The organism is Sulfurospirillum diekertiae (assembly GCF_002309535.1).
Taxonomy (GTDB): Bacteria; Campylobacterota; Campylobacteria; order Campylobacterales; family Sulfurospirillaceae; genus Sulfurospirillum; species Sulfurospirillum diekertiae.
This window is the reverse complement of sequence record NZ_CP023275.1, coordinates 1012055-1036675: the sequence shown is the minus strand read 5'-3', so window position 1 is coordinate 1036675 and position 24621 is coordinate 1012055. Positions and strand designations below refer to the sequence as shown.

At 38.7% G+C, this 24621-nt stretch carries 28 protein-coding genes and 1 pseudogene; 10 read left to right on the top strand and 19 right to left on the bottom strand.

Annotation, left to right across the window (positions count from 1 at the left end; genetic code table 11):
• Positions 1–2: 2 nt before the first annotated feature.
• From SJPD1_RS05360 to SJPD1_RS05270, 19 genes and pseudogenes are all read right to left on the bottom strand, one after another.
• Positions 3–833 (bottom strand): phosphate/phosphite/phosphonate ABC transporter substrate-binding protein, encoded by an 831-nt coding sequence (locus SJPD1_RS05360; RefSeq protein WP_096046297.1) that lies wholly within the window; start codon positions 831–833, stop codon positions 3–5.
• 170 nt (positions 834–1003) lie between these two features.
• Positions 1004–1513, bottom strand: a complete 510-nt coding sequence (locus SJPD1_RS05355; protein WP_096046296.1) for a hypothetical protein — start codon at positions 1511–1513, stop codon at positions 1004–1006.
• On the bottom strand, positions 1510–2463 hold the full coding sequence (locus SJPD1_RS05350) for a hypothetical protein (RefSeq protein WP_096046295.1): 954 nt from the start codon (positions 2461–2463) through the stop codon (positions 1510–1512). Before SJPD1_RS05350 ends, SJPD1_RS05355 begins: the two co-directional genes overlap by 4 nt.
• Complete coding sequence (locus tag SJPD1_RS05345; protein WP_096046294.1) at positions 2460–3137, bottom strand: ABC transporter ATP-binding protein; 678 nt, start codon at positions 3135–3137, stop codon at positions 2460–2462. The genes SJPD1_RS05350 and SJPD1_RS05345 overlap by 4 nt, the downstream gene beginning before the upstream one ends.
• A complete protein-coding gene (locus tag SJPD1_RS05340; RefSeq protein WP_096046293.1) occupies positions 3134–4246 on the bottom strand; it encodes an ABC transporter permease in 1113 nt (370 codons plus the stop codon). The genes SJPD1_RS05345 and SJPD1_RS05340 overlap by 4 nt, the downstream gene beginning before the upstream one ends.
• Positions 4236–4424, bottom strand: coding sequence for a hypothetical protein (locus SJPD1_RS05335; protein WP_096046292.1), 189 nt, complete (start codon positions 4422–4424; stop codon positions 4236–4238). The genes SJPD1_RS05340 and SJPD1_RS05335 overlap by 11 nt, the downstream gene beginning before the upstream one ends.
• Positions 4421–5287 carry a nitrous oxide reductase accessory protein NosL gene (locus SJPD1_RS05330; protein WP_096046291.1) on the bottom strand — a complete coding sequence of 289 codons (867 nt, stop codon included), beginning with the start codon at positions 5285–5287 and terminating at the stop codon, positions 4421–4423. Before SJPD1_RS05330 ends, SJPD1_RS05335 begins: the two co-directional genes overlap by 4 nt.
• A gap of 23 nt (positions 5288–5310) precedes the next feature.
• A complete protein-coding gene (locus SJPD1_RS05325) occupies positions 5311–6144 on the bottom strand; it encodes a tetratricopeptide repeat protein (RefSeq protein WP_096046290.1) in 834 nt (277 codons plus the stop codon).
• A complete protein-coding gene (locus SJPD1_RS05320) occupies positions 6141–6671 on the bottom strand; it encodes a CopD family protein (protein WP_096046289.1) in 531 nt (176 codons plus the stop codon). The genes SJPD1_RS05325 and SJPD1_RS05320 overlap by 4 nt, the downstream gene beginning before the upstream one ends.
• 21 nt (positions 6672–6692) lie before the next feature.
• A complete protein-coding gene (locus SJPD1_RS05315; RefSeq protein ID WP_096046288.1) occupies positions 6693–9386 on the bottom strand; it encodes a cytochrome c biogenesis protein CcsA in 2694 nt (897 codons plus the stop codon).
• 30 nt (positions 9387–9416) lie between these two features.
• Entirely contained in the window at positions 9417–10379 is a 963-nt protein-coding gene (gene nrfD / locus SJPD1_RS05310) for an NrfD/PsrC family molybdoenzyme membrane anchor subunit (protein ID WP_096046287.1), read from the bottom strand.
• A 1-nt stretch (position 10380) separates the two neighbouring features.
• The gene (locus tag SJPD1_RS05305) at positions 10381–11052 is read right to left on the bottom strand and encodes a 4Fe-4S dicluster domain-containing protein (RefSeq protein ID WP_096046286.1); all 672 of its coding nucleotides are present in this window, start codon (positions 11050–11052) and stop codon (positions 10381–10383) included.
• Between the two features lie 36 nt (positions 11053–11088).
• Positions 11089–11874 (bottom strand): FKBP-type peptidyl-prolyl cis-trans isomerase, encoded by a 786-nt coding sequence (locus SJPD1_RS05300; protein ID WP_096047800.1) that lies wholly within the window; start codon positions 11872–11874, stop codon positions 11089–11091.
• 86 nt (positions 11875–11960) lie between these two features.
• Positions 11961–14030, bottom strand: coding sequence for a cytochrome C (locus SJPD1_RS05295; protein ID WP_096046285.1), 2070 nt, complete (start codon positions 14028–14030; stop codon positions 11961–11963).
• 178 nt (positions 14031–14208) lie between these two features.
• Complete coding sequence (locus tag SJPD1_RS05290; protein ID WP_096046284.1) at positions 14209–15624, bottom strand: ATP-binding protein; 1416 nt, start codon at positions 15622–15624, stop codon at positions 14209–14211.
• Positions 15614–16057, bottom strand: a pseudogene (locus tag SJPD1_RS05285) (response regulator transcription factor); the annotation flags it as partial. The pseudogene SJPD1_RS05285 and the gene SJPD1_RS05290, both read right to left, overlap by 11 nt.
• Positions 16058–16064: 7 nt before the next feature.
• Positions 16065–16529: a transposase family protein gene (locus SJPD1_RS05280; protein WP_084613060.1), complete on the bottom strand. Its 465-nt coding sequence runs from the start codon at positions 16527–16529 to the stop codon at positions 16065–16067.
• Positions 16451–16912, bottom strand: a complete 462-nt coding sequence (locus SJPD1_RS05275; RefSeq protein WP_025343414.1) for a transposase family protein — start codon at positions 16910–16912, stop codon at positions 16451–16453. The genes SJPD1_RS05280 and SJPD1_RS05275 overlap by 79 nt, the downstream gene beginning before the upstream one ends.
• Positions 16913–16940: 28 nt before the next feature.
• On the bottom strand, positions 16941–17264 hold the full coding sequence (locus tag SJPD1_RS05270; RefSeq protein ID WP_226372251.1) for a response regulator transcription factor: 324 nt from the start codon (positions 17262–17264) through the stop codon (positions 16941–16943).
• Between the two features lie 201 nt (positions 17265–17465).
• Between SJPD1_RS05270 and SJPD1_RS05265 the strand changes: the two genes are divergently transcribed.
• The 10 genes from SJPD1_RS05265 to SJPD1_RS05220 all read left to right on the top strand — a co-directional run bounded on the left by SJPD1_RS05265 (position 17466) and on the right by SJPD1_RS05220 (position 24470).
• Positions 17466–18422 (top strand): transposase, encoded by a 957-nt coding sequence (locus SJPD1_RS05265; RefSeq protein WP_096046015.1) that lies wholly within the window; start codon positions 17466–17468, stop codon positions 18420–18422.
• Positions 18415–18729 carry a hypothetical protein gene (locus SJPD1_RS05260; protein WP_096046016.1) on the top strand — a complete coding sequence of 105 codons (315 nt, stop codon included), beginning with the start codon at positions 18415–18417 and terminating at the stop codon, positions 18727–18729. The genes SJPD1_RS05265 and SJPD1_RS05260 overlap by 8 nt, the downstream gene beginning before the upstream one ends.
• On the top strand, positions 18711–18866 hold the full coding sequence (locus tag SJPD1_RS14515) for a hypothetical protein (protein WP_161491999.1): 156 nt from the start codon (positions 18711–18713) through the stop codon (positions 18864–18866). Before SJPD1_RS05260 ends, SJPD1_RS14515 begins: the two co-directional genes overlap by 19 nt.
• Before the next feature lie 187 nt (positions 18867–19053).
• The gene (locus tag SJPD1_RS05250; protein ID WP_096046017.1) at positions 19054–19548 is read left to right on the top strand and encodes a hypothetical protein; all 495 of its coding nucleotides are present in this window, start codon (positions 19054–19056) and stop codon (positions 19546–19548) included.
• A gap of 132 nt (positions 19549–19680) precedes the next feature.
• Positions 19681–21072, top strand: coding sequence for a hypothetical protein (locus SJPD1_RS05245; protein ID WP_138070099.1), 1392 nt, complete (start codon positions 19681–19683; stop codon positions 21070–21072).
• 1 nt (position 21073) lies between these two features.
• The gene (locus tag SJPD1_RS05240) at positions 21074–21880 is read left to right on the top strand and encodes a DNA cytosine methyltransferase (RefSeq protein WP_168171312.1); all 807 of its coding nucleotides are present in this window, start codon (positions 21074–21076) and stop codon (positions 21878–21880) included.
• 97 nt (positions 21881–21977) lie between these two features.
• The gene (locus SJPD1_RS05235; RefSeq protein ID WP_096046020.1) at positions 21978–22349 is read left to right on the top strand and encodes a D-Ala-D-Ala carboxypeptidase family metallohydrolase; all 372 of its coding nucleotides are present in this window, start codon (positions 21978–21980) and stop codon (positions 22347–22349) included.
• Between the two features lie 9 nt (positions 22350–22358).
• Complete coding sequence (locus tag SJPD1_RS05230; RefSeq protein ID WP_096046021.1) at positions 22359–22688, top strand: hypothetical protein; 330 nt, start codon at positions 22359–22361, stop codon at positions 22686–22688.
• 10 nt (positions 22689–22698) lie between these two features.
• Entirely contained in the window at positions 22699–23280 is a 582-nt protein-coding gene (locus SJPD1_RS05225; protein ID WP_096046282.1) for a hypothetical protein, read from the top strand.
• A complete protein-coding gene (locus SJPD1_RS05220; protein WP_096046281.1) occupies positions 23280–24470 on the top strand; it encodes a hypothetical protein in 1191 nt (396 codons plus the stop codon). Before SJPD1_RS05225 ends, SJPD1_RS05220 begins: the two co-directional genes overlap by 1 nt.
• Positions 24471–24621 lie beyond the last annotated feature (151 nt).

Here is a 24621-nt window from a genome sequence, read left to right as displayed (position 1 = left end):
CTTTATTGACCCAATCTCTTTAATGTTTTGTTGGCAATACCGTTTAAATCTTCTAATGCATCAGGCGTGAGCATTTTAAATGCCTCTAATTGTGTCGTTTCCAAATGTTTTGAACCCTCAGGGCTCTTCGAAAATGCACTCAAAGCTTTGCCCCACTCTTCTACGCTCACACCATTAGCCTCTTTTGCTAGAAAAATTCTACTTGGTCGTGCAGGGCTATGGTACAAAATCGTGACGTGGGATCGAAGTTCATCCGTGAGCTTTAAATAATTAGGCAAAGACATAATCGCCAAATCCACTTCGTCCCTCACCAAAATAGTTGCCAAACTATCCGATGCACTAATATAATAGACATAATTTAGATCATGATCTTCATGCAAACCTTGGCTCTCAAGCCACTCTTCTGCACAAAGAGTTGCAAAAGAAACAGGATCTTGTCCTGCGACTCTTAAAGGTTTTGGCGCTTTGATAAGCACATCTTGAGAACGACTTAAAATAATCGTTTCAAGCCCTTTCGTATAAGTCATCAAAGGCACATACGAAGCGAGTCTTTGCGCCAAAAGTGCTAAATTAGGAGACGTCAAAATCATATCATACGACTCACCTTGATTGCATTTTTTAGAAAACTCACTAAAACTTTTGGCTGTCATAATTTGAACAGGTCTATGAAAATACGCTTCTAAAAAGAGTTTTAAATCTTGATGCGATTCAAAAATAATCCTTGGAGAGGAGTGAGGCGCAATCCCAACACGAAGAGGTACATTACTCAAATCTTGAGCTGAACTAAAACTAAATGTTACTAAAAGAATCAAAAAAGTGCGAATAAAAGACATACTAAAACCATTCTATAAAATTTGTTATATAAATTTTATCCAAAAAATCCTTAAAATGTCACACGTTAATTACATGTATCTCATGGGCAGTTTAGTTCCGTAACAAAAAAATTTGAAAGCTATCATGAAAGTGTATTTGCCAAAACAGCTTTACATGTAAAGTATATGACTTAAATTTTATTCTCTCTGAGCAATTCGCTGATAAAAGGATTGAGCAAGGTTTCACCGCGAAGTGCGAAGAGTTGTACCTCTTTGAAGTAGTAGTCCGATTGCCCGTAAAGGCGGTATTCATATGCACCAAAGCCGTATCCCATCGGGGTGATTTCCACGCGTGAATACCATGCATCTTTGGCTAAAACGTAGCGTTCGGTATCTTGGGCATAAACCCACACGACCATTTTTTCTTGATCTTTTTGGCGCTCTAGCCAGAGTAGAACATTGCCAATGTCATTAAAAAAGTACGTATCGCCATTGGGCAAAACCGCTTGAGCGGAGTTGAACAAATCTTTGATAGGCAGCTTACTCTCCGAGCAAAGGTACTGATCTAAAACGATTTCCAAAGGCTCTTTTTGCATATTGCCATGACGTACTAGAACACGCGTATCGCTAATGTCCATCGTTACAATCAGCAGTGCGACAACCCCTAAAAGTAACAAGGTTGCAAAGCTAGATTTCATCATAGCAGTACACCCGTCATAAAGTAGTAACGCACCACGTAAAAACTACACACAATCGCAGTGATGAGAAGGCAGATGGAAGAGTATTTGAGCAGATGCACATATGATTTTTTCGTAATTCGCTCAATCAAAAATGGCATAATCCCAAAGAAAATCCCCAAAAAGAGCGAACCCCAAATGAGATACCCGATGTAGTAATACTCCTTTTGAAGCATGCAGTACGGGCACTTGTGGTTGGGCATTTCGTAGATGTAAAGCCCGAAAAAATAGGTGATGGCGTAATAGGCGATGAACAAGAAAAGCAGGTTACATGTAAAGCTTGCCATCGTCTGTTTGAGCGTGTTAAAAAGTACAATAGCTCCCAAAAGCGTGTAAAAAAAGAGGACTAAAAGCGTTTGCGTGTAGCCAAAAGGAAGCTTGGGCGCTTGAAAAACAACACTGCAACAAAAGACAGGAACCGTGAGCGGAATGTTGGAAAAGTAGAGAATTTCGAGTACAAATTCACCCAAAACACCGACAAACAGCAGGGTAAACAGCAGGTATTTGCGTTTCAAATAAGGAAACGTGATGGAAGCAAGATCGAGTTTATTGACAATCAGCCAGAGTCCAAAACCAAAAATGAGCAATAATTTTAACAGCAAAAGCGCATTGCCATAATGGTTTGAGCCCACAACGCCTGCCGAACACATGGCACCTGGAACGATGCCTGCTAAAGAGTTCAGCGATTGGATAAAAAAAAGGAATAAAATCACTTTACATGTAACGGTAAAATATAGAATCGTATTGACCAGATAGTTCTTTTTCTCCAGCGCATACTGCAACGGCGTGGTCGCATCAAAATCCCAATGGCGCAGAATGCTCACGATGTTCACCTGCGAAATCGCCATCAAAACGATGAGTATCAGCTCAATGAGCAAAAAAACGATAATCTCATTGGAGAGGAAGATACTCATAGCACAAGCTCACCATCGCGCATCTGTATACATCGATCAATGCACGCTAGATCATCAAACAGCGTGTCGTGGGTGGCAATGACGACCGTTTTATGAAGTAGCTTGAATTTTTTCAAAATTTCAATAAACATCAGCGAATTTTCTTTGTCCAAATTCGCCGTTGGCTCATCCGCTAAGATGATCTCAGGCTCCATCACCACGGCTCGTGCAATCGCACAGCGTTGTCTCTCGCCACCGCTTAAACTCCCTACCTTTTGATCTTTTTTGTGCTCGATGTTGGCAAGTTGCATCGCCAAACTTACTTTTTCATGGATTGCCTCTTTGCCTAACTTCGTCAAAGCCAAGGGCGCTAAAATGTTCTGATAAACACTCAAACCCTCTAAAAGATTGAACGACTGAAAGATAAAGCCTATCTTTTGGTGGCGAAAGGCGGAACTCATGATGTCGGGAAGTTTGGCGATGTTTTGCGCGTTCACCAAAATCTCGCCAGAACTGGGTTTACTGAGTCCTCCAATAAGCGAAAGCAGTGTACTTTTGCCACTGCCACTCACCCCTTTTAAGATCACAATTTGTCCATCTTCGATGCTAAGATTGATGTTTTTAAGTGCATAAAAGGCGTTGGGTTTGTTTGGGTTGTAAAGCTTGCTTAGGTTTTGAATGACGATTTGGCTCATGATTTCACCGCCTCGCTCATGTCGCCAATCGCGATTTTCCATGCAGGTAAGATGACAAAGGCTAAGAAGGGGATGACACCAAATAAAAAGATCAAAAAGAGCAGATTGATATCGACCACAGGCGTGAGGGAGATACTGTTTTCAAGCTCGCTTCCTAAAAATATATTGCGCAGATACGGTGCATTAAAGACAAACACATAAACGTAAGCCAACGCCACACCCAAAAGATAGGCACTCATCGAAACCACCGTGTTTTGAATGAATTTAAGCGCGATAATATCTTTGATGCAAAAGCCAAGACTTCGCAAAATCGCGATCTCTTTTTTCTTTTCGCCATACACCAAGCTGATCTGGTTTTTAAGCAGAATGAAAAATGAGACCAATGCAATGACATAGAGAATCATAAATATGCCACCTTTGTAGTAGTATAAATGGCGCACGGCACCGATGGCATCGGCTTGCGAAGTGGCTTTGACACTGGGGTAAAGCTCGACAATTTTGAGTGCGATTTCACTCACTTCATTTGGATTGGGAACGGTGACATAGAGCTTTGAGTACTCATCCATCTCCATGCCCAAAACAGCACGCGCCGTGTTGGGATTGAGATAAATCGCATCGTTGGAGATAATGTTGGTGCCTTTGGGGGCGATTTTATCGATTTTGACGGCGATCATACGCTCTTCGTTGAGAAAATGAAACACATCTTTATAGTAAAGCTCCGCCATCGCTTTTTGAACACCCTGCCCTATCACCATCTCACCTTTTGCCAAACTTGCATCACCGATGACATGAAACCACAGACGTTTTTGCGCAAAGTAATGGTACCCATCAACCACGCCTTCAACACTGCTCACGCCTGTAATTTTGGAAACATCGTACACATGCCCTTCGTGCATCGGATACGCTCGCCCTGCGCTGGTGTTTTCGACAACAATGGAAGGTTGCGCTTTGATGCTTTGAGTCAGATCGTACTGCAATGAATCCGAAATAAACAGCACCGAACTTAAGATAAAAACGATAAATGAAAAGATCAAAAAGCTAAAAAGATGGTCGTTCCGATCTTTAAAGAGCAGTAAAATGGCATACTCAACAAAGTTTTTACTGGGCATATACAAACCTTTGATACGCAGGTGTTGGGAAGCTCAAAGAGGGTTTGGCATCTTTTACATGTAAGGAGAGTGCGGTGATCTCTTCGGCTTTTTTTTGAGTAGGGAAGCTTAGCGCATGCGCCACCAATACAAGGTAAAGCATCGAAAATGAGGCGGCGAGCATGGCTAAGAATTTCATAGACTTTTGACCATCGCTTCGGTAATTTCATCAAAAGCGATCACTTTTTGACCGTTATGGTCGCGTGCAAAGCTTTGGGCTTCTTCTTGCGTCGCAAACGGGATGAGCTCATTGCCCATCGGTCCATAGACATTTGAGCCAATGACATAAAATGCTTGTGATGCTTCTAGTTTTGAGAGCTTATAATAATCACTGACATAAAATTTATCGCTGCTTAATTTCCGAGCATATGCGTACTTCATCATATCTTTAACACCATCAAAATAGAACTTTTTATCGCCATCATACAACGCGACCCATTGGGGATATTTCGCGACAAACATGCCACAGATGGGGCATTTTGCATCTTTGGGGACTTCTATTTTTGTCACAGGAACTACCGTTGAAGCCGTGGCTTTTTTTCCAAAATCTTCAGGAAAATCCTCTGCGGCTACAGCATAGGCTTCTTGAAAGTTCATCATTTTACCGCCATTGTTGGAGATAAAGTTTTGAGCCTCTTTTTCACTACCGAACGCATAACTGCTCGTACGTGTCATCGTTCCTTTGACGTTACTGCCTACGACATAAAACGCTTTTTTGACATCAATGAGCTCTAATGTAATCGTGTCCACCACTTTTGCATCTTCTGGAATGACACCCTGCGTTACTTCATAAAGACAGTGAATGGAGCAGTACTGATGGTTTTCATGCGTATGACTCGTTTTGTAAAACTTCACCAAGTGCATCCCGCAATTGGGGCACGCGTACTTGTCTTTACCAGATTGTATCAATGTGGCGTTCGCTTCGGGTACGGTTTGAAACATCTGCGCATACGCTGAAGTAGTAAATACTAGACCTAAAATTAAAAATTCTCTTCTTTCCATTTTTTCCCCTTACATGTAACCCATTATTTGATGATCGTCTCTAAAAGTTTAACGTTCTCACAGCCCTCTTTGAGTCCTTTGTCACAACTACTTTTAAAAAGCTCTTTGGCTTTAGCGTTATCGGCACTCACACCTTTGCCTTCTGCGTATAAGATACCAAGGTTATTACAGCTCTTCTCATAACCACTTTTGCAGGCTTTGTCATAAAATTGGCTTGATTTTGTATAATCCTGCGCAACCCCTTTACCAACGGCGTATAAAAGCCCTAGATTGTCACAGCCCATCGCAAGATCGCCATCGCACGCTTTTTGGTAGTATTCACTCGCTTTTTTATAATCTTGCGTTGCCCCACGTCCCTGTGCTAAAAGAAACCCTAGGTTATTACAGCCCATTAAGTCCTCATTTTTGCACGCTTTGGTATAAAGCTCTATGGCTTTTTTATAATCTTGTGTTACTCCTGCACCATTCGCATACAGAAGTCCTAAATTGGTACACCCTTCATCTTGCGCACAGGATTTTTCATAAAAGGTCTTGGCTTTGGAAAAATCTTGTTTGACAGCACTGCCATCCGCATATAAAAGACCCAAGTTATAGCAGGCTGAGGCAAAATCTGCACTACATGCTTTTTCATACAATTTGATTGATTTAGCGAGATCTTTCGCAACATTACCCGTGCCCTCTGAGTATAAAACACCTAGGTTATAACACCCAGAAGCTTTGCCTTCATTGCACGCTTTGTCGTAAATTTCAACCAATTTTTGATGATCACCACTCTCTTTGGCATCCATGCCCTCTTTAATAAAACCTGCTTGTGCCATCACGGCACACAATAGAACAATGAGGAGTTCTTTTTTCATTTTGCTTCCTTTATATCAACTTCTGGATTTTCTGCTAATGTCGCAATTTTATAGATAATAACACCAAAAAAGAGAATGACCGCTACGCTAAAATAAGGCAGGGTATCTTTGGCGATTACATAGCCTACGATAAGGATCGAAAGCAAGGTTGGTACTTCGTTGTAGGCTCTAAAAAACTGCCCATTGTGCGCACACTTTTTCTGCTCCAATGTGAGCCTGTAATGCTCCATACTAAAACTGTAAACACTTAAAAGAACGAGCACACCAAGCTTTGCTATCATCCATGGTTGTTCTAAAAGCGAAGGATTGAGGTAAATTAACACAGCGCCACTGGAAATGGTCGCCCAAAAGGAAGGCAAACCAATGTATTTGTAGAGCTTGTATTCTTGCACTTTGACCACTGCGACAAAGCCAACATTGTGCATGTTTTCTTTGTGGTAAACGTAAAGACGAGGGAGGTAAAACATCACTGCCATCCATGACATCATCGCCATGATATGAAACCCTAAGATGTAACTATAATTCATACGTTATCCTTTACATGTAAACTAAATACTCTTAACATCACGCCCCCGATAAGCTAACGCACACAGCAAGAAGATTGCCATAAACGTGTAATAAACAAAGCTAGGAATCGCAGGGCTTTCGCCTGTTGCGGCGTAAGAGTGCATGCCTGTAAGGTAAAAGTTAACCCCAAAATAGGTCATCATAATCGAGCTGTACCCTAAAAGTGAGGCAATCGAAAAAATATACACCGAGTTGAGTTTAGGAATAAACCGAAGATGCAAAATAAGCGCATAAACGATAATGGAGACAAACGACCATGTTTCTTTTGGATCCCATCCCCAGTAACGTCCCCACGACTCATTTGCCCAGATGCCTCCAAAAAAGTTTCCAATAGTAAGCATCGAAAGTCCGATAATCAAACTAATCTCATTGATCGCAACCAGATGCCTGATTTGCTCATTCATTCGTGATGCATTTGTTTTGTTTTTAAGGAGCATAAGGAGCAATGCCATCAATCCAAGGAGTGCGCCCAGACCCAAAAAGCCGTAACTTGCCGTAATGACCGAGACGTGAATACTCAGCCAGTACGATTTTAACACAGGCACAAGATTGGTGATCTGCGGATTGACAAAACTCATGTGTGCGACGAGCATCACAATCGCCGCTAAAATCGCCGCGGCGGCAAGAGAGAGAATGGATTTGCGAAAGACCATAACACCTGCAAAACTTGCAGACCAACCAATGTAAACCATCGACTCGTACGAATCACTCCAAGGCGCATGCCCTGAGATGTACCACCTAAGCGCCAACCCAAATGTGTGTACGATAAAAGCTGTGATAAAGAGGTACAAAACACCCTTTTCAAGGCGGGGATAATGTTTACATGTAAAGATAGAATAGACCGCCAAAAGAAATGCACCAAAGCCAAGAAGGAAGTAAACCCCAACGAGTTTTTGAAACAATCCCATATGATTATAAAGCACTTCAGCGCGAATACGTGTCTCACTGGGCATGATCTCAGCGCTTTGGATACGCTGGTTCTCTTTAAGCTCGAAGAGTGCTTTGTTGGCATTCTCCCACTGGTTCGTCGAAATACCCTCTTGAAGCGCTACAAAGTAGTCATTGAGCGTGCTTTTGATATCACGACTCACCAAAGGATGGTTAAACGCATCATTGGGAGTGACCCATGTGTGCGCAGGATCATTGGGAATCGGAATAAATTTAAAAAAGACCCCTTTGAGTGTGAGGTACGCGATGTTGAGCTTTTCATCGAATTTAATCACATCGTTATCAAAGGTATCGCGTTTGGACCCAGCTTTTTGATTGGCGGCAGCGACCTGTTTTGCCAACTTGTAGTAGCCCTCATCATCAAACATCGAAGCGAAACTCACATACTCCGTTTCAGGAGCTAAGCTCAGCACTTTTTTAAGGTTTGCGTTGGAGAGTTTGATGATAGGAAGTTCTTGCCAAAGTGCCGCATTAGAGCTCATTCCTAAGATCATCTGTTCAGGAGTGAGTCCAAAAAGGGAACTTTTACCTGTGATTTTATGGACAATTTCAACGGCTTCGGTGCTAATGGGCTTGATGCGCCCGCCATAATCTTGCACCAATAAAGCGCTAAACGCACCATTGGCGTGCTCATACGAATTTTTACGAAACAGCTCAAGGGAGTCTGTGGTATCTGCTTTTAAAGGTACGTTTGTGCTTAAAAGTAGTGGCAGGAAAAGTGCTAAAGCGCTTTTTTGCAAAAAGGCGCGCAGTTTTAAAAACCTGCTTCCTTTGGTAAAAAAGTTACCCACAAATCCGACACACAGTAAAAAATACCCAAAATACGTTGGCCATTTGCCTGGATCCTTATTGACTTCCAAAATCGTTCCTTTTTCATCTGTATCGTACGAAGATTGGAAAAAAGTGTACCCTTTGTAGGTGAGCGGATGGTTCATAAAAATGCGGTACGGTTGGACACTTTTGGAAGAATCATCCATCACTTCGATCTCGCTCGCATATGAAGAAGGACTCATGGAACCCGCATAACGCTCAAGCTGAAAATCAACGAGTTTAAGGGCAAAAGGAAGTTCCACCACTTTGGCACCCCATGAGAGGGCTACTTCAACATTATCAAAACGAAGCACGGTTGGAGGCTCGATCCAGCCCGCTCCGCCTTCTATTTTGGCGGTTCGAGTTTTGTTATCATACGTAACATCCACCATCAGTGTTCCTAGCTCGCCTTTGGAGCCTGCACGAAAGCTTTTGTAGCTTACATGTAAAACTTTTCCATCAATTTTATCACGGTATGAAAAGCTGTTATTGCCCACTTGCGCAAGAGCTAGAGGAAATTCAAACGACTCTTTTTCAGTCCTTATTTGAAAATAGGCTTTGACACTGAGCATCTCGTTTTCACTCATGCCTTCTCTAATGTGAATAATGCCCTCATACCCAAAATAACGCGTCAATCCCGCACCGATCAAAATCGCAACAAAGGCAAGATGGAGCGTAAACGCACCAAACTTTTTCCACATTTTATTTTTGTAGATAATGCCAAGCAAGGAGAGGGTGAGCAGAAGCATCACCCCTTCGTACCACGCGGCATCGTAAATCAACACTTTAGCGCTTTGGGTGTCATAAACACTCTCAACAAACGTCGCAACACCCGCACCTAAACCTAAGAGAAACAACATGAAGAGGATAAACGGATACGAAAAAAAGAGTTTTCCTAAAATTGTTATAATCTTCATGCTAAACCTTTAAAATCAAATCTATACGTCTTAAACACTAAACGTTTGCCCTGCGTAAATAATAAACATTCTTAGGCATAAAACACCTAGCACACTTGCCATACCAGAGAGGTAAAATGCCATGTGTGTCGAAGCCATTTTTTTGCCTAACCCAAAGTTAAGAACTAAGGGAAGTCCAAAACCAATTCCCATGACACCAAACCAAAAGAGGTTGGCAAACAGACCGCTTTTAAACGCAACGGTGGTCGTTTGTTGAAACTCATTGCCCACCAAAAGAGAAACAAATAACATTGCAATCAACATGATTTCAACCGCCATAATAGGCCATTCGATCGTATGAAGTGTTTTAAGGTCCGCTGAGTGCGTATTTTCTTTAAACAGATACGAAGCCACCATACTAGCAGATGCTGTTCCAGCAGAAAGCCCCGAAACGACAAAAAGTGCAGGTAAGATCGCTGTATTTAAAATCGGGAAGCGTACTAAAACAGAAATTAAAAAACCAGTATAGGCACAAATAACGACCGCAAAGATAACACTTAACACTTCAATGAAAGGGCGAATTTTAGTCAAAGTAGCCATAATCATCGCAAAATAGCTCACCAATTGGCTCTTCTTTGCCAAAACCATCGAAATTTCTTTCTCAAACATATAAAGGCACATAATCAATGTGAGTGGAATATAAATCGAAATCGCCATAACACCAATAGACATGACTGATGTGAAATTATAATGAATCAAAATTTTCCAAAAATAGAGTGGTTTTTCAAGATCGCCCACCAAAAAGACCATACCAAACGCAATCGTCACAAAAGAAACCAAAGAAGCTGCTTTGAGCAATGGTGTATCAACCTGTTGTTTTTTATAGAAACGTATTAACAAAGCAACAATGAGCGCACCACCTGAGATACCTGCAAGCAGAAGATAAACCGCGATTGGCCATCCCCACTCAACACCATGCGAAAATCCGTATGTAAAATTAATAGCTCCATTCATATCACACCCCCACCTTTACAACAGGTATGTATCGCAAGCTCGGTTTTGTTCCATACGTCGGCTTCATGCGAACAGAATCTTTGACTTGTAAGATTTGGTTGATGTACGAATTCTCATCGTTTAGATCACCAAATACCAATGCTTTATATTTACACGCTTCCACACAACCTGGCGCTTGCCCTTTTGCCAAGTTGGTATTAAGACAGAAATTACAATTCTCCGCCGCTTTTGTTTTTTCATTGATAAAACGAACATCATACGGACACGCTACGATGCAGTATTTACACGCAATACAATCATCTGGATTCATGGTCACAATACCCGTTTTAGCATCTCTATGACACGCTTTGCTTGGACAGACCGCAACACACGGTGCATCTTCACATTGCTGACATGAAACACGCACATAGCGCTTCTCCATCGGTGTTTCAGGATCGGTTTTGTTTTCAACATAAAGGCGTACTTGACCTTCAGGTACGGCATTCACTTTTCGACACGCTACTTCACAATCGGTACATCCAACACACTTGTTTTGATCAAAAATCATCCCATAATGCGGTTTTTTTTCTGCTTTTTCTGTTTCCAATGCAACACTGTAACCCGCAGTGCCCAAGCCCACAGAACCAAGACCTAAAACTTTTAGAAAAGCTCTTCTTTTCCCGTCATTTTCCATCTTCTCCTCCAATTCGTGTAGATGAATACACAAGCCCTACAGTTTCTTTTTCTCGATACCGTGGGCTTGTTTTATTTCCTCATCGCTCAGTGGTTTTGCACTATTAGCAAGCTCCCCTGGCTTTAACACTTTGACTAACTCTACTTCAAAAACCACCGTTGAACCTGCAGGAATCTCTTGCATATCTGCATTGCCATACGCTAGTTCACTAGGTATGACTAATTTATATTTAGACCCCTCTGGCATGAGCATTAAGCCCTCTTGCAAACCATCAATAATGTTAATCATAGACAGATGCGCTGGCTCTTTACGCACATAAGTGTCATCAAATACAGTGCCATCGACCAAATATGCTTTATAGTTCATCATCACGATGCTCTCTTTTTGTGGCTTAACACCCGCACCAAGTGTGAGCACTTCGTATTGCAACCCTGACTTGGTTGTTTTAACATTTTTGTTTTTTGCATTGGTCGTGATATACTTTTTACCATCTGCAATGTTCTTATCTATGGCTTGTTTGAATTTTTCTTGACTCACTTTATTGAGCGTCTCTGCTCGGTCATTAAGGTACGTAACAATCTCTTCATCTTTGAGTTTTTGTTGTTTCTTCAAGGCGTCAATAAAACCATCAATCACCGCATTGACATCCGATTTTGCACCCATTTCAGACTGCTCAAAAAGTTGATTGGAGATATAGCTTCCTGTGGATACACCAATACTGTATGACTCTTTTTGTACTTGTGTTTTTAGCTCACCAGCAAACGCCCCAGAAACCAAACAAATAAATACAAATAATCCTGTTGAGAGTTGTTGTTTACGCATCATCTTAATACCTTTAATTTCTTTCCATTTAAGATAGGGGCTATGAAAATTTCCATAGCCCATTTTTTAATCACACGAGGTGACACCTATTTTGTATTTTTATTGATCACTCTTTGCGCTTCATTAACATACTCAACAGCAGCATCAAGTCTCTGTTTTGTATATTTAAATCCGTGCATACCCCATGAACCATCTTTTTCAAGAAGATCCACTGTCTCTTGTGCTTTTTCAATCAACTCATAGACTCTGGTTTTATCCGATGCAGGAAGTTTTTTGACTTCAAGCATTGCATAAAGACCTTGGATGCCCACTTTGACCTGTGTATATTTGTCTTTGACAGGTGTTTGCCAGCCCATAACCTCATCGTACGCTTGTTTTTGATCTTTGAAGTGAAGTGTCTCTTTGAGTTCTGATAAGATAGGACTGTGACATCCTTTTGCCTCATTTTGCTCTTTGTCAGCCCATGTTGTACGTGCACATGCCCACATCAAGTCTACAAAGTTACGTCCCTCATCGTTTCGATCAAAATGCCAATCTTTTGTATCTCTTGGACCCGTTGCTGCTGAGCTTGGAACCAAAGATTTACGTTTTGGATCTACTTCAATCTTCCACATATGAGACCTTCGTTGCGTATCAAAACCGCCTTGATCTTGGAATTGGATCGCATAGAAGTTTTCACAGCTCATCATGAACGGCATATGGCACGTTGCACAACTGTTTTTGCTATGTGTATCGGATTTAGAAGCGATATACGCTGCTTCTTTATGACAATCTTTACACTCTTTTTTGAGTTTTGGTTTACTATAAAGAGAACTCAAATAACCTTGATTAGGATTATAGTTCATCCCTTTAATATCTTTTTCGCCCGTTACAGGTCCTGTGACATCGTGAGGATCATGGCACGTTGAACAACGCATTCCCTTGTCATAGTGTGCTGTAAAATATGCTTGAGCACCCTCTGTTCCACATCCAGGTCCCATTGATTTGAATTTTGAACTAAGTGCAAGGTCTGGCTTACCGACATTCGCTGGATTTTTAGCCAAATCAGGACTGTAATCAAATCGTTGGTGACAACGTTCACAGTTAGAGATCAAAAGACCAGTCCCTCCCTCTAAGTGACCACCTGCGCCATGACACTCTTCACAGGAAACTCCTTTAGAGATCGTGTGTTTTTGAAGTTCTTTCGCATTACCCAATGCGGCGAAGAACTCGTTTTGGTTTTTAAAATCAAACTTCCAAGGGTGACATACTTCACAATAAGAGGTAGAAGCTTGGAATGCCATTGATTTTTTGTATTTGGCCGCATAAGACGCTAAACCTCTTACGTAACCGCCGTTATCACCATACTCTTCTAGCGTTACAGGAAAATCAGGAACCCATTTTTTGATTTTCTTTGCAACTTCAGGAGTGAGGTTAAGCGCCCACGTTCTTTGCCATTGGTTGGCACCTGCAGTAATTTGACCTGTACCATTTTTAAGAAGACCGCCATCAACATGGTAAGTTCCACGAAGTAACCATGCATCAAAGAAACCTAATTTTGTTCTAACGTGACCTATAGTACAATAGATGACATCAGGAGTAATTCCTTTAGGCAAAATAGATGCGGTGTCTTTGTCAAAAACAGGATCCGTCAAGTTATTGTTAAACTCTGGATGCTCGCCTGGGAACCTGACTGTGGTGGCGTGTCGTGACCTGCTCCAAGTCTCATATTGCGCAGGGTGACACTCACCGCATTTTTCGGGTCCGATGAATTTATTGGGATATTGAAGTGTTGAACCTCTAGCTACCCTGTACATCATTGAACTAATACCTTCGCCGTCACTTCGTTTGCTCGCTTTGGACATCGCTTTACCATGCCCCTCCGCTACCCACTCATGCCCACGATCGCCGACTTCCATCTTACCAACCGTTTTTCCACCGTATTTGGTGAAAATAGGATGATTTTTAAAGAGCCAGTCATACATAACCTGCTCTTCGACAATATAGTCTTGCAATGAGATAACGCCTCTGCTCTCCTTTGTCCCTTTAGGATTAGCAATGACATCTCTTGCTTCCTTAGTCATCTGCATTCCCTCCATCCCCTCGGCATTTAAACCGACAGAGAAGAGGTTAATACACATGAATAACCCAAGTAACACCTTGTCCCAATTTTTCATGTTTCCTCCTTTGAAAAATTGAATCTCAAATCATATAAGCCTATGGAAACAGTCTTTAAACTGACACATACAACTTAAATTCTTTAAAGATCAACCAGCACTAATGCCTTATGGAGAATACTATCAGGAAAAAAGGGGGGAAAAGGGGGAAGTATTAAAATTGTGTTAAATAAGAAAACTAAAAAATAATTGTAAAGATAACGCCGTCATGACTATTTTCAACACGAATGGTGGCACTATTTTTTTCGATAATCATCTTACTCATATAAAGCCCTAGCCCACTGCTAGACTCTTTTGTCGTAAAATAAGGATCAAAAATTTTATCAATAACCGTTTCGTCAATACATCCTGCATTATTTTCAAGCGTGATCACAGGCACACCATTTTGTAAAAAAGCTGTGATTTCAATTTTTCTCTCTTTGATTTCATGTGTCAAAAATGCCTCTTTTGCATTGTTCATAATATTAATCAGCACCTGCACAATCTCATTGGAATGCCCATACCGTATAAAATTATTTTGAATGTCCGTGCATACCTGAATCGCATATTTTTCTAACGAAGCACTCAAAAGCTTTTGGGCTCTGTAAATGACTTCTTGGGCACTAAACTCTTTTTTCGACGTGCTTGGTGCGAAGAAATTTTTAAAATCATCTATGGTGCTTGACATAAAGGAGAGTTGTTCATTGGCTTCTTTAATTTTTTGGGTTAACTTCTCTTTTGTGAGTTTATCTTTGTCACTGTGCAGTTCAAGATTGATCAAAATAGACCCCACTTGAGCGAGAGGTTGCCGCCATTGATGTGATATATTGCCGATCATTTCACCCATGGAAGCTAAACGGTTTTGACTCATCATCAGCATATTCGTCTTTTCTTGGAGACGTTGCTCATTTCTGTAAATTTTATAGATAAATAAAATAAAGATGACAAACACTATAAACATTACCGAGCCCCCCACCACAAACTCTTTGATGTGATAGGTTAAAATACTGTAAACGGGAATTTTAAGAGACAGCATTGCAATCACATCACCCACTTTACTCTCAAAAGTGGGGATATGATGATACTGCTCCATCATTCCCTTAGGTGCATTTGTCGTCGTATGACATTGCAAGCATGACTCTTGACTGTTGCGAATCGGAAGTCCCACAAAAAAATACGACTTGTTGTTCTCTTGAATGATTTTTGAAAACTCTTTGGCTTTTCCCTCTTTAAGCGTTTCTAAAACATCATTTTCAAATTCATTGCCCTTATGTTCGGGGTTTAGAGGGTCTGTAGCCACCAATTTATAGTCATAATTAATGGTATCTTTTGCGAGCTGTATGTTGTAAATTTCGCGGGTGATATACGATGCTGAGAGCAGGCGTGGATCAAAAAAGTCTTCCACAAGCATCTTTTTCTCTTTAAGCTCTTCAATCAAAGGGCGTTGCACCGTCGAGATATAGTCACGAATTGCATTCATCGTATCTAAAATAAAAATGCCCTCTTGTCTGGCATCTTTCATCGCAAGTTCACGGTAAAAATTAAAAAAAAGCAATGTAATAATTGCATAAAGAACCACAAAGAGCGCTATGATGACCTTGAAGCTATATTTCACACAAGTACCCAACGCCGTAAAGGTTTTTGATAAAGTTTTTGTCTATTTTCTTACGCAATTCCTTGACAATAGACTTGAGTGCTTCTTTACTTGGTTGTTCAAACTCCCACATATAATCAAAAAGCTGTTCATATGTGACGGTTTGATTGGGACGTTTTAAAAAGTATTCCAATAGCCTACTCTCACTTTTGGATAAATGGGCTAACTCACCTTCTGTGTGAAAAACAGTTTTTTTACAAAAATCATATTTACATGTAACGGTTATTTGAAACATAGGAGTGTGCCCAATGAGTTCCATTGACACATCTTCTAGTGCTTTAATCAGTGTATTTTTATCATAAGGCTTGACCAAATAACGTGTAATTTTAAGTTCAACTGCCCTCCAAAGATAATCTTGCTCTGTGTGGGCGGAGAGAATAATAATAGACATCTTGCAAAACTCATTTGTATTCCACAGCAAAACCACGGTCAAAGTTGATTAATCCACATATCAAATTAAAGCGTAGATTGAATCGTTTTCTTCTGTTTCTGTATTTTTGGGTGAGTATCTGAAATGTTTTGATTTTAGCATTCACATGTTCAACACATATTCTAGCACTTGCTTTTTGTCTGTTTTCCTCTTTTTGCTCCTCACTCAAAGGATGAAGTTTGGAGGCTTTATGGGGAATTTGACAATGGCTATGTTCTTTGGCAATACCCAGATATCCCAAATCAACATAAACACAGGTCTTGGGCATCAAGGGGAGATTAGATTCTTGAAACAGTCTAAAATCATGTGTCGTACCTTTAGCGGTATGCACACACATAATCCTCTCCTCTTTATCAATCACAATCTGTCCTTTAAGGGTATGACGCTTTTGCTTACCTGAGTAGTACTCTCTTTGCTTTTTTTGGGTCTTTGACAAGGCGTTTCTGTCGCATCAATGACAACAAAAGAGAGGGCAACATCACTTTTATAGAGTTCTCTCTTGCTTGGCAATGAAAATCTACCAGACTTAATCAACACTTCTTCTACTTCACATACAATCCTTGAAGCCGTTGATTCACTCACACCATAATCAAATCCAATATGTTCAAGGGTGCGATACTCACGATAATAGCCAAGCATCAAAAGTACTTTATTTTCTGGTGAAAGAGATCTCCTCCCTCCTACACCTAATCCTTTTTTACGATTCTCATCGTATTGCCTAAACACCTCTATCATTGCGTTAAATGTCTCTTCATTAACGCCAATATGGCGCTTAAAATCTTTGGGTTTATGCTTTTGCATTTGTTCATATTTTTTCATGCCTCTTGCCAAGCATTTTTAGTGCCTTTTATTTGAGTTTTGCAAGATGTCTAATAGGAATTTTTTTGTCAAATTCACGAATTTTCTTCACCACCTCTAATCCATCCATATGCGGAATAGAAATGTCAAGCATGAGAACATCGTAAAGATTACTTTGAGCTTCGTCTAACGCTTCGACACCATCTCGAACACCCACTACTTTGCCAAAAAAAAGCTCTAATGATTCCATGATATTATTTAAAATACAGGCTTCATCTTCAACACATAGCACTTTTTTGTTGGATAATACATCTAAAAGATTGCACTCGCTCATAGGATCAACCATACTTGTAAGATTCATTTTGACATTCATTTCTTTAATACTTTTTTTTAAATTGTGTTAAAAGTAATTTATTTGTCACGATATACACGCTTAACCCCGTAACCATACTTAGGCTTTAAGCCTTAAATAAAGATAGGGGGTTCGTGTACTAACTTTTAATAATAATCTAGTGACTAGATCACGTTTACAAGTATAAAGAAGTGCACATTATACATAAAAAAAGGATTTACTATGCGTAAAGTTTTTGTCGGTGTTGATGTTGCTAAAGATAAATTGGATATTTCTATCACTCTTGACGGTCTTAAATACGACCCTCTTCAAATTCTCAATAATGAGAGTTCTATTTTAGGCTTTTTTGATTACTTGAAGGCGACTTATAAAAAAAGTGAGCTTTTCTTTGGTTACGAAGCAACTAGTAATTACATGCACGTATTGCAAAAGCTTCTCACTGTTCATGACTTCAAACAAATAATGATTAACCCTTACATGATGAGTCACTATCTTAAACACTTAAATTCACGCAAAAAAAGTGATCTTGCTGATAGTTTGGGTATTGCTAAGTATATTCAAACACTAGATCAAGAAGAGTTTAAAACGATCTTCAATCAATCTGATAAAACACTTCGTAAATATACATCATCAATTAATCTTCTTCGTAAACTTGATACTCAACTTTCAAATTTTGTTCATTCTCAAAAAGAAAATCCTATCGTTTCTTTAGACTCTTTTTTGTGCATTTTAAAACTTAAAATTTTAGAGACAAAAAAAGGTTTGGAAAAAGAAGCAGAGAAAGTTTTAAAAGAACTTTTCCCACATGTCATTGAACTTCAAAAAGAAATTAAAGGTGTGGGCTATGCTCTCCTTTTAGAGCTTGTCCCTATTTTTTTAAAATCTCAGAATTACACACTTAAACAACTTCAAAGTTTTGTGGGTCTTTCCCCTCGTGTTTTTGAGAGTGGTACATCAGTTCATAAAAAAGAGTCTATGAGTAAGCGTGGTAGTTCCTTGGTTAGAAAACTTCTCTATCTTTGCGCTATGTCTGCTATCCGTTTTAATCCCATTATCAAAGAAAAATATACACGTCTCGTTGAGAGTGGTAAAAACAAAATGGTCGCTTTAGTGGCGTGTATGTCTCATTTGTTCCGTGCAGTTTATGTCAAATTTCATCAGGGGTTAGTCAATGCCTAAAATCGTCTTTAACAACATTCCAAAAAAACTTAAGCCTTTTCCTTTTGAGGTTTACGATAATGAAATAGATTTGAGTGCTTTAAAACTTTCTTTTCGAATTTATCATGATGATTATGAGCGTTCCGCTTCTCTTGGCATTGATGTGAAAGGCTCTCATGTTCATATTGCAGATATTAAACTCTATCACTCTGATAAGCTTTTTAATTTTGAGGACACTTTTGAGAGTGCTGAAATTCTATTAATGGAGATTGTAAAGCGTTTTAATTCTTTTGTTCCAAAGGGGCAACAATGTTTAGAGTTCTCGTGAATGGTCTTTTAATCGGTCAAAGGCGTGCTTTTGGTGATGCTCGTAACCTTGCCAAAAGTGCAAAACGTAATTATACAAATAATCCCATCGTTACGATTGAAGATCGTATTGGTTGGGTCGTTGAGATTGTTAAATGAAATTTGAAGTTTCACAAACGGATTTTATGCTTTTAACTTCCGTTTTAAATTTAATTAAAAGGGGTGGTTATGGGTGCTCTATAACAAGAGAGGACATTATTAGAGAGAGTGGCGTTTCGAGGTCGGCTTTTATTAGCCGTATGCAAAATATACATTTAAAAGAAAAACAATTAAAGGAAAGAATCGCATGAATACAAAAATAACAACGGAAACCGTTAACGGAAAAGAAGTTCCAGTTTTAGTCCACACACCAGTTAATAATGGTGAATCAGCCAATAACGTCGGTTTGAAAGACATGTCACCAAAAGTTGGTGAAGGTGAAATGACTATGGATAAATTCCACGAAATGATGGCGCTTTACAATGAGCAAGTAAACGCAAACAAAGTTACCCTCTCCGCTCAAATTTCACAACGTGAAGTCCAAAACGGTAAACAAAGAACGGATAAAACAACGGGTGCGCCTATTCTTGACGCTTTGGGTGACCCTACTTTTTACCCTAACCGCTACAAAATCACTCTTATTTTTAAAGGCGGTACGCTCGTTCAAAATGTATCCGAAACAATGTATAACGAATTAGAGTTAAATAGCACTTACATGTTTAAAGGCTCACTAGGTTTCGTTAAAGATTTTGGACAAGATGTTCTTTCACCTATTTGGCAATCATGGGAAAAAGTAAGTTAGTTTAAGAGGGTTAACGCCCTCTTTTCGTTTCTTGAATTTCTATTCGTAGAGCTTCAAAAAGCGAAAAAAACTTTGCCCCCACAATGGTTTATCAAGGGGGGCTTAGTGGTACAAATTTCAAAAAGGTTTTTAATGCAGAATATGGTCAAACTTTGGCAAAACATCGACACACTTAAATATCACCTTTACCCCTCTCAGCTTTTGAGTGGTGATGATGTTAGAGGCTACAACTGTCTCCTTGATGATCTTCTATCCACTAAAATGCAAGCTCAAAGCCAAAAAAACGAGAATAAAAGCTTTAGTCAGTACCAACACTCATTCGGTGGGGCGTTCTTTCAAATTATGCCCGCTACCGTGCGAGGATTTAGCGTATCTATTAAAAACGCTGATGTAACCATTCACCTTAAAAAAATGATTACGACAATAGACCCTAACCCATTTTGTAAAGTCGAATTTAGAGCCTCGTTTCTACAACGTTACGGTTATATCTCTGCCGTGCAAAAAGTCAATAAGTTTTTAAGAGATTTTATTATCTCCCATTACACAATTAAGATCAGTGAAATACATTTGCAGTGTGATGTTCAGGGTTATAACTTTACGATCTTAGATTTTCACCGTACAAAAACACGTACACGCAATAATCGTTATTATGATGATGAAATAGGTTGCGATAGTTCTTATTATAGCGGACGTTCTTTTCAGGGTTTTATGAAAGGTGGTGGTGATTATCTCATGCGTGTTTATAATAAAACTAAAGAGATAAAGAAATTTCCTAACAAGTCTTTCATTGAGGGTTTGTGGCGTACTAATAAAGACTATGACGAGACAAAAGAAGTTTTTAGAATTGAGTTTCAGATTAGGCGTGAGAAGCTTAAAAATATGGTTATAGATGGTCAGGTTTTAGATGGTTTTGAAATTATACTTAATAACCTAAATAATCTTTGGGGTCGTTGTTTAGATGATTTTTCATTGCGCGATATCAACGATCAAGACACTATCGAAATAATGCTAGGTTTTAAAACTCAAAAAAATGGTATTCATAAAATGTTAGGTGTTGAAGCTGTACGTCAACGTTTTAAACGTAGCGAAGTGCACCCCCTCTGGAAAGTCATTGAAACCTTTAACGGTCACTATAAAACGAATGCAATTGACACTTATGTTAAACCATTTACAACAGATTTTATCTATGTTCATAATGCGTTTAAAGCTTTCCTTTCCACGTCTCTTTCTCACTATGGCAATCTTCGTCCATGTACCATTGAAGATGCAATGAATAAGATCAAAGAATACACCGAAACTAAACATGATAGCACTGTTTTAGAGGACGTTTATAGCAAACGATTAGATCGTTTTAATCGTTTTGAGGTCAAAGATTTAGATGATGAAAAAATGCAACAAAATAAACATTACTTTGTGAATCGTGTTTTTGACACTATTGATCAAACATATAACGCTTTACATGACGAGGGTGTAGGCGTTCATGATTGGTTTATGCAAGATTTTTCTAAATTTATTGGAGCATAAAATGCAATTAGTCCTCTCTCTATGTTCAGGCATTGGCTTACTAGATCGTGCATTTAAAGAAGCTGGTTTTTGTGTTGTAAGTGCAGGTGACATTATTCTAGGTAAGCATTTTGATATCCGTGACTTTACAGGTGTTAAAGGTAAATTTGATGGAGTAATTGGCGGTACTCCTTGCCCTGATTTTTCTCTTATGAAACGTGACCGACCGGCTTTAGAAGATTCATACGGTTACCAAATGATTTTAAATTTTATACGTATAGTCACAGAGTGTGACTCGTCCTGGTATCTTTTAGAAAATGTGAGTGGTGTACCTAATATTCAAATTGATGGATATTCACATCAGCGAATTGACATTAACCAATCTTGGTATGAAAACGTGACTCGGCTGCGCCACATTCAATTCGGTCATAAAGAGAATAAATACCTACAAATTGAAAGAAAAAACGTGACTGATCGATCACAGAAATTTGAACATTGTGCACTTGCAAATGATAGCCGTTCTTTTAGAGAACTTTGTAAATTGCAAGGCTTAGAAGATGATTTCGACTTAAAAAGTTTTAACGTGCAAGGTAAAAAAAGAGCTGTAGGTAACGGTGTTCCTCTTTGTATTGGTAGAGCACTTGCAAAAGCTGTGACTGACCTGGATGGAATAAGTGTGACTCAACAGGATAATAAAATCTGTGAATGTGGTTGCGGTCGAATTGTGACTCAGCAGCGAGGTAAATATTATGATTTTTCTTGCCGTAAACGAGCGCAAAGAAATAGACAAAAATCTGCTGTGACTTTGCAGCAACAAATAGGATTGTAAAAAATGAAACAAAATGAAGATTTTTATTTCGATTGTATTTTAGGTTTTTTTATCTTGTGTCCTGATCTTATAAATGTATTTTTAAAGGAGTTAAAAAATGATTGATTGGTTAATGGTTGAACACTTCAAAAAAGAAGAGTTTACATGTAAGTGTGGTTGTGGTCTTAATAATATCAATGATGATGTTGTTTATATGTTGGATACTGCTCGTCAATGGGCAAATATTCCTTTTAAAATTAACTGTGGTTGTCGTTGTAAAAAACATAATAAAGATGTAGGGGGTGTAACAGATAGTGCACATACAAAAGGTTTGGCTGTGGATATTTCCACTCCTAGCGATAGTGTTCGATTTAGCATTGTTTCGGCTCTGTTAAAAGTAGGTTTTAAACGTGTTTTGCTTTACGACACGTTTATTCATTGTGATATGGATTTGTCAAAACCAAATCCTATACTAATAATTATGAAATAAGGAAAAAAAATGGATTTAAAAAAATTACAAGGATACGACTGGTCTAGTGTTTTAAGAGGTGTCGGTCAAGTTGCTACGGCTTTCAACCCCGCTATTGGTGGTGGTCTTATTGTTGCTTCTCAGGTGGTGGAAACGCTTAATCAAGATACTACACTTCAAAATAACGAAGTGTTAAAAAATGATGTTATTGGTCTTACTCGTTGTTCTGAAATTCTTTCAGATTATCTGCAAAAAAAAGAGCTTAAACAAGAGGTTAACGATGATAATTTAAAACTCGTTCTTGTTTCTATCCAGTCTCTTGATGTACTGTTTGACAAAACAGTTGCAATTATGAAGTAAGGGGGTTTTTATGTATGCTCCTACTAATGCAGTTTTGTCTATTGCCCCTATAAATACTTCTTTTACTCTTTTTGATGGTACTACTGTTGATGTTAGTTTAGGTGATTTAGTTTTTTTTATTCAAGGGCAAAATACGGAGACTAATAATCTTGAATATTTAGATTTTGTTGTTGTTTCTTTTGTTGATAATATTTTTAATTATTCAAAAACAATTTTGGGATCTAATTTTCAAGTATTTCTTTCTTCTGATCGTAATAGTTTTATTTTTACTTCTGGTGAAAATTTTCAATATGTTGATTTTGTAATTGATGCCTCTGCAATGTCTAAATTACCTAGTTCTCCCCATATTACTGGTGGTGTCACATCAAATGGTTTTTCTGTTCCTGATCTTGATGGTAATTTTGGTGCTTATCCTAATGGCACGGTTGTAACTGTTTCGGCTCGTAAAGGTGAATATGTTGTTGAGGCTTCTCAGCAATTATGGTCTTATCCCGCTGTTGATCTTCAGGGTAGTTCTGTTATTTATAAGCTTTCTCAAAATGGTAAAATTCTTTTAGCTCCTCATTTCTTGCTTACGTTAAAGGATTCATAATGGGTGGTTGGTCTGGTGCAGGTTCGGTTAATCGTACTGTTGATACTCAACCGTCTACTCCTTCCACTATTCCTGGTGTTGAAGTTCCTTCGGGTTCTTCTACGCCCGTAAATAACACTAATTTTAGACCTAATCTTCCTACTAGTAAAGAAGTTGCGATGTCTGCTCTTGAAAGTGCTATTTCTATGTCTAAAATTTCAGGTAAGACAAAGGTGGCTATTGATCTTTTTAGTACTGCTTATACTTTATTGTCTGAATATATGAAAACTGCTTCAGGTGATGATTTAAAAGAGGCTAAAAATAAACAACAAGAAGCTGAAAATCTTAAGTATACTTTGGAAAATATGGGTAAATTAGAGGATTATCTTACTCGTCAACAAGATGCTTTAGTTCCTCCTCCTAGTGGTGCTACTTTGCCATCTGTTTTAACTCAGAATACTAAATCTTTGGTTACTTCTATAGGCACATTAACCTCTACTTTTGGCTCGAAGTTTGATGTTTTTAATGATTACATGTATGGGTTATTAAAATACATGGATATTGCTACAGGTTTTATGGATAAATCTTATACTCTTAATAAAGATTTAGCAGATCAAGCTAAAAAAGATAAAGAAGCTACAACCGAAGTGGGCGACACAAAGATGACTGCGCAAGAAATTTTAAATCAAAAAAATCTTGCTATGATGAAAAACTATCAGTTTAAAACGAGTGCTTTAGATAATAGTGTACTCGAAGCAACAAACCTTTCAGGTATGACACCGTTGCAGATTGAAGCTTCCAAAAATTCATATATTGCTGAAGCTAATGAATTCGCAAAGTCACCAATCGAAACGACCATCTTAGAGTCTGATAGTGTTGTCGGTATGTCTCCTCGTGAGATCGAAGTTAGTCACAGATCAAACGAGGTAGAGGCAAGAGTTTATCAAAGAACACCAACAACCGTTAAGGATATTGACGAGAATGTTCTTTTTGATATGTCTCCTCGTGAGGCTAGTTTGGTTAAAAATGCAGTTACAGCTATTAATCAAACAGATGAAAAAAATCTTGAATTAGATGATTATGATATAGACTTATTTTCGCCTATTGATATATCCTCTATTTTTGGTTATGATAGTAGTGTTGATATTATGTCTGAATTTATTACTAGAATGGGGGTACGCCAACATGATAAAAGGACAATTTTCATCTAATAAAGAAAAAAAAGAATTAAAAGAAAAATTTATTTATTATTTTTTTATGTTTTAATTGTTATTTTTTCTTATATTGGTATTAGGTATTATTTTTATACTCCTCCTCACGCTTCTTCTGATATTATGATTGAACAATATCATATGATGGGTG

Coding starts and splice junctions, on each gene's coding strand:
- SJPD1_RS05360 (WP_096046297.1), bottom strand. CDS start 833: ATGTCTTTTATTCGCACTTTTTTGATTCTTTTAGTAACATTTAGTTTT.
- SJPD1_RS05355 (WP_096046296.1), bottom strand. CDS start 1,513: ATGATGAAATCTAGCTTTGCAACCTTGTTACTTTTAGGGGTTGTCGCA.
- SJPD1_RS05350 (WP_096046295.1), bottom strand. CDS start 2,463: ATGAGTATCTTCCTCTCCAATGAGATTATCGTTTTTTTGCTCATTGAG.
- SJPD1_RS05345 (WP_096046294.1), bottom strand. CDS start 3,137: ATGAGCCAAATCGTCATTCAAAACCTAAGCAAGCTTTACAACCCAAAC.
- SJPD1_RS05340 (WP_096046293.1), bottom strand. CDS start 4,246: ATGCCCAGTAAAAACTTTGTTGAGTATGCCATTTTACTGCTCTTTAAA.
- SJPD1_RS05335 (WP_096046292.1), bottom strand. CDS start 4,424: ATGAAATTCTTAGCCATGCTCGCCGCCTCATTTTCGATGCTTTACCTT.
- SJPD1_RS05330 (WP_096046291.1), bottom strand. CDS start 5,287: ATGGAAAGAAGAGAATTTTTAATTTTAGGTCTAGTATTTACTACTTCA.
- SJPD1_RS05325 (WP_096046290.1), bottom strand. CDS start 6,144: ATGAAAAAAGAACTCCTCATTGTTCTATTGTGTGCCGTGATGGCACAA.
- SJPD1_RS05320 (WP_096046289.1), bottom strand. CDS start 6,671: ATGAATTATAGTTACATCTTAGGGTTTCATATCATGGCGATGATGTCA.
- SJPD1_RS05315 (WP_096046288.1), bottom strand. CDS start 9,386: ATGAAGATTATAACAATTTTAGGAAAACTCTTTTTTTCGTATCCGTTT.
- nrfD (WP_096046287.1), bottom strand. CDS start 10,379: ATGAATGGAGCTATTAATTTTACATACGGATTTTCGCATGGTGTTGAG.
- SJPD1_RS05305 (WP_096046286.1), bottom strand. CDS start 11,052: ATGGAAAATGACGGGAAAAGAAGAGCTTTTCTAAAAGTTTTAGGTCTT.
- SJPD1_RS05300 (WP_096047800.1), bottom strand. CDS start 11,874: ATGCGTAAACAACAACTCTCAACAGGATTATTTGTATTTATTTGTTTG.
- SJPD1_RS05295 (WP_096046285.1), bottom strand. CDS start 14,030: ATGAAAAATTGGGACAAGGTGTTACTTGGGTTATTCATGTGTATTAAC.
- SJPD1_RS05275 (WP_025343414.1), bottom strand. CDS start 16,912: ATGAAAAAATATGAACAAATGCAAAAGCATAAACCCAAAGATTTTAAG.
- SJPD1_RS05270 (WP_226372251.1), bottom strand. CDS start 17,264: ATGAATGTCAAAATGAATCTTACAAGTATGGTTGATCCTATGAGCGAG.
- SJPD1_RS05265 (WP_096046015.1), top strand. CDS start 17,466: ATGCGTAAAGTTTTTGTCGGTGTTGATGTTGCTAAAGATAAATTGGAT.
- SJPD1_RS05260 (WP_096046016.1), top strand. CDS start 18,415: ATGCCTAAAATCGTCTTTAACAACATTCCAAAAAAACTTAAGCCTTTT.
- SJPD1_RS14515 (WP_161491999.1), top strand. CDS start 18,711: ATGTTTAGAGTTCTCGTGAATGGTCTTTTAATCGGTCAAAGGCGTGCT.
- SJPD1_RS05250 (WP_096046017.1), top strand. CDS start 19,054: ATGAATACAAAAATAACAACGGAAACCGTTAACGGAAAAGAAGTTCCA.
- SJPD1_RS05245 (WP_138070099.1), top strand. CDS start 19,681: ATGCAGAATATGGTCAAACTTTGGCAAAACATCGACACACTTAAATAT.
- SJPD1_RS05240 (WP_168171312.1), top strand. CDS start 21,074: ATGCAATTAGTCCTCTCTCTATGTTCAGGCATTGGCTTACTAGATCGT.
- SJPD1_RS05235 (WP_096046020.1), top strand. CDS start 21,978: ATGATTGATTGGTTAATGGTTGAACACTTCAAAAAAGAAGAGTTTACA.
- SJPD1_RS05230 (WP_096046021.1), top strand. CDS start 22,359: ATGGATTTAAAAAAATTACAAGGATACGACTGGTCTAGTGTTTTAAGA.
- SJPD1_RS05225 (WP_096046282.1), top strand. CDS start 22,699: ATGTATGCTCCTACTAATGCAGTTTTGTCTATTGCCCCTATAAATACT.
- SJPD1_RS05220 (WP_096046281.1), top strand. CDS start 23,280: ATGGGTGGTTGGTCTGGTGCAGGTTCGGTTAATCGTACTGTTGATACT.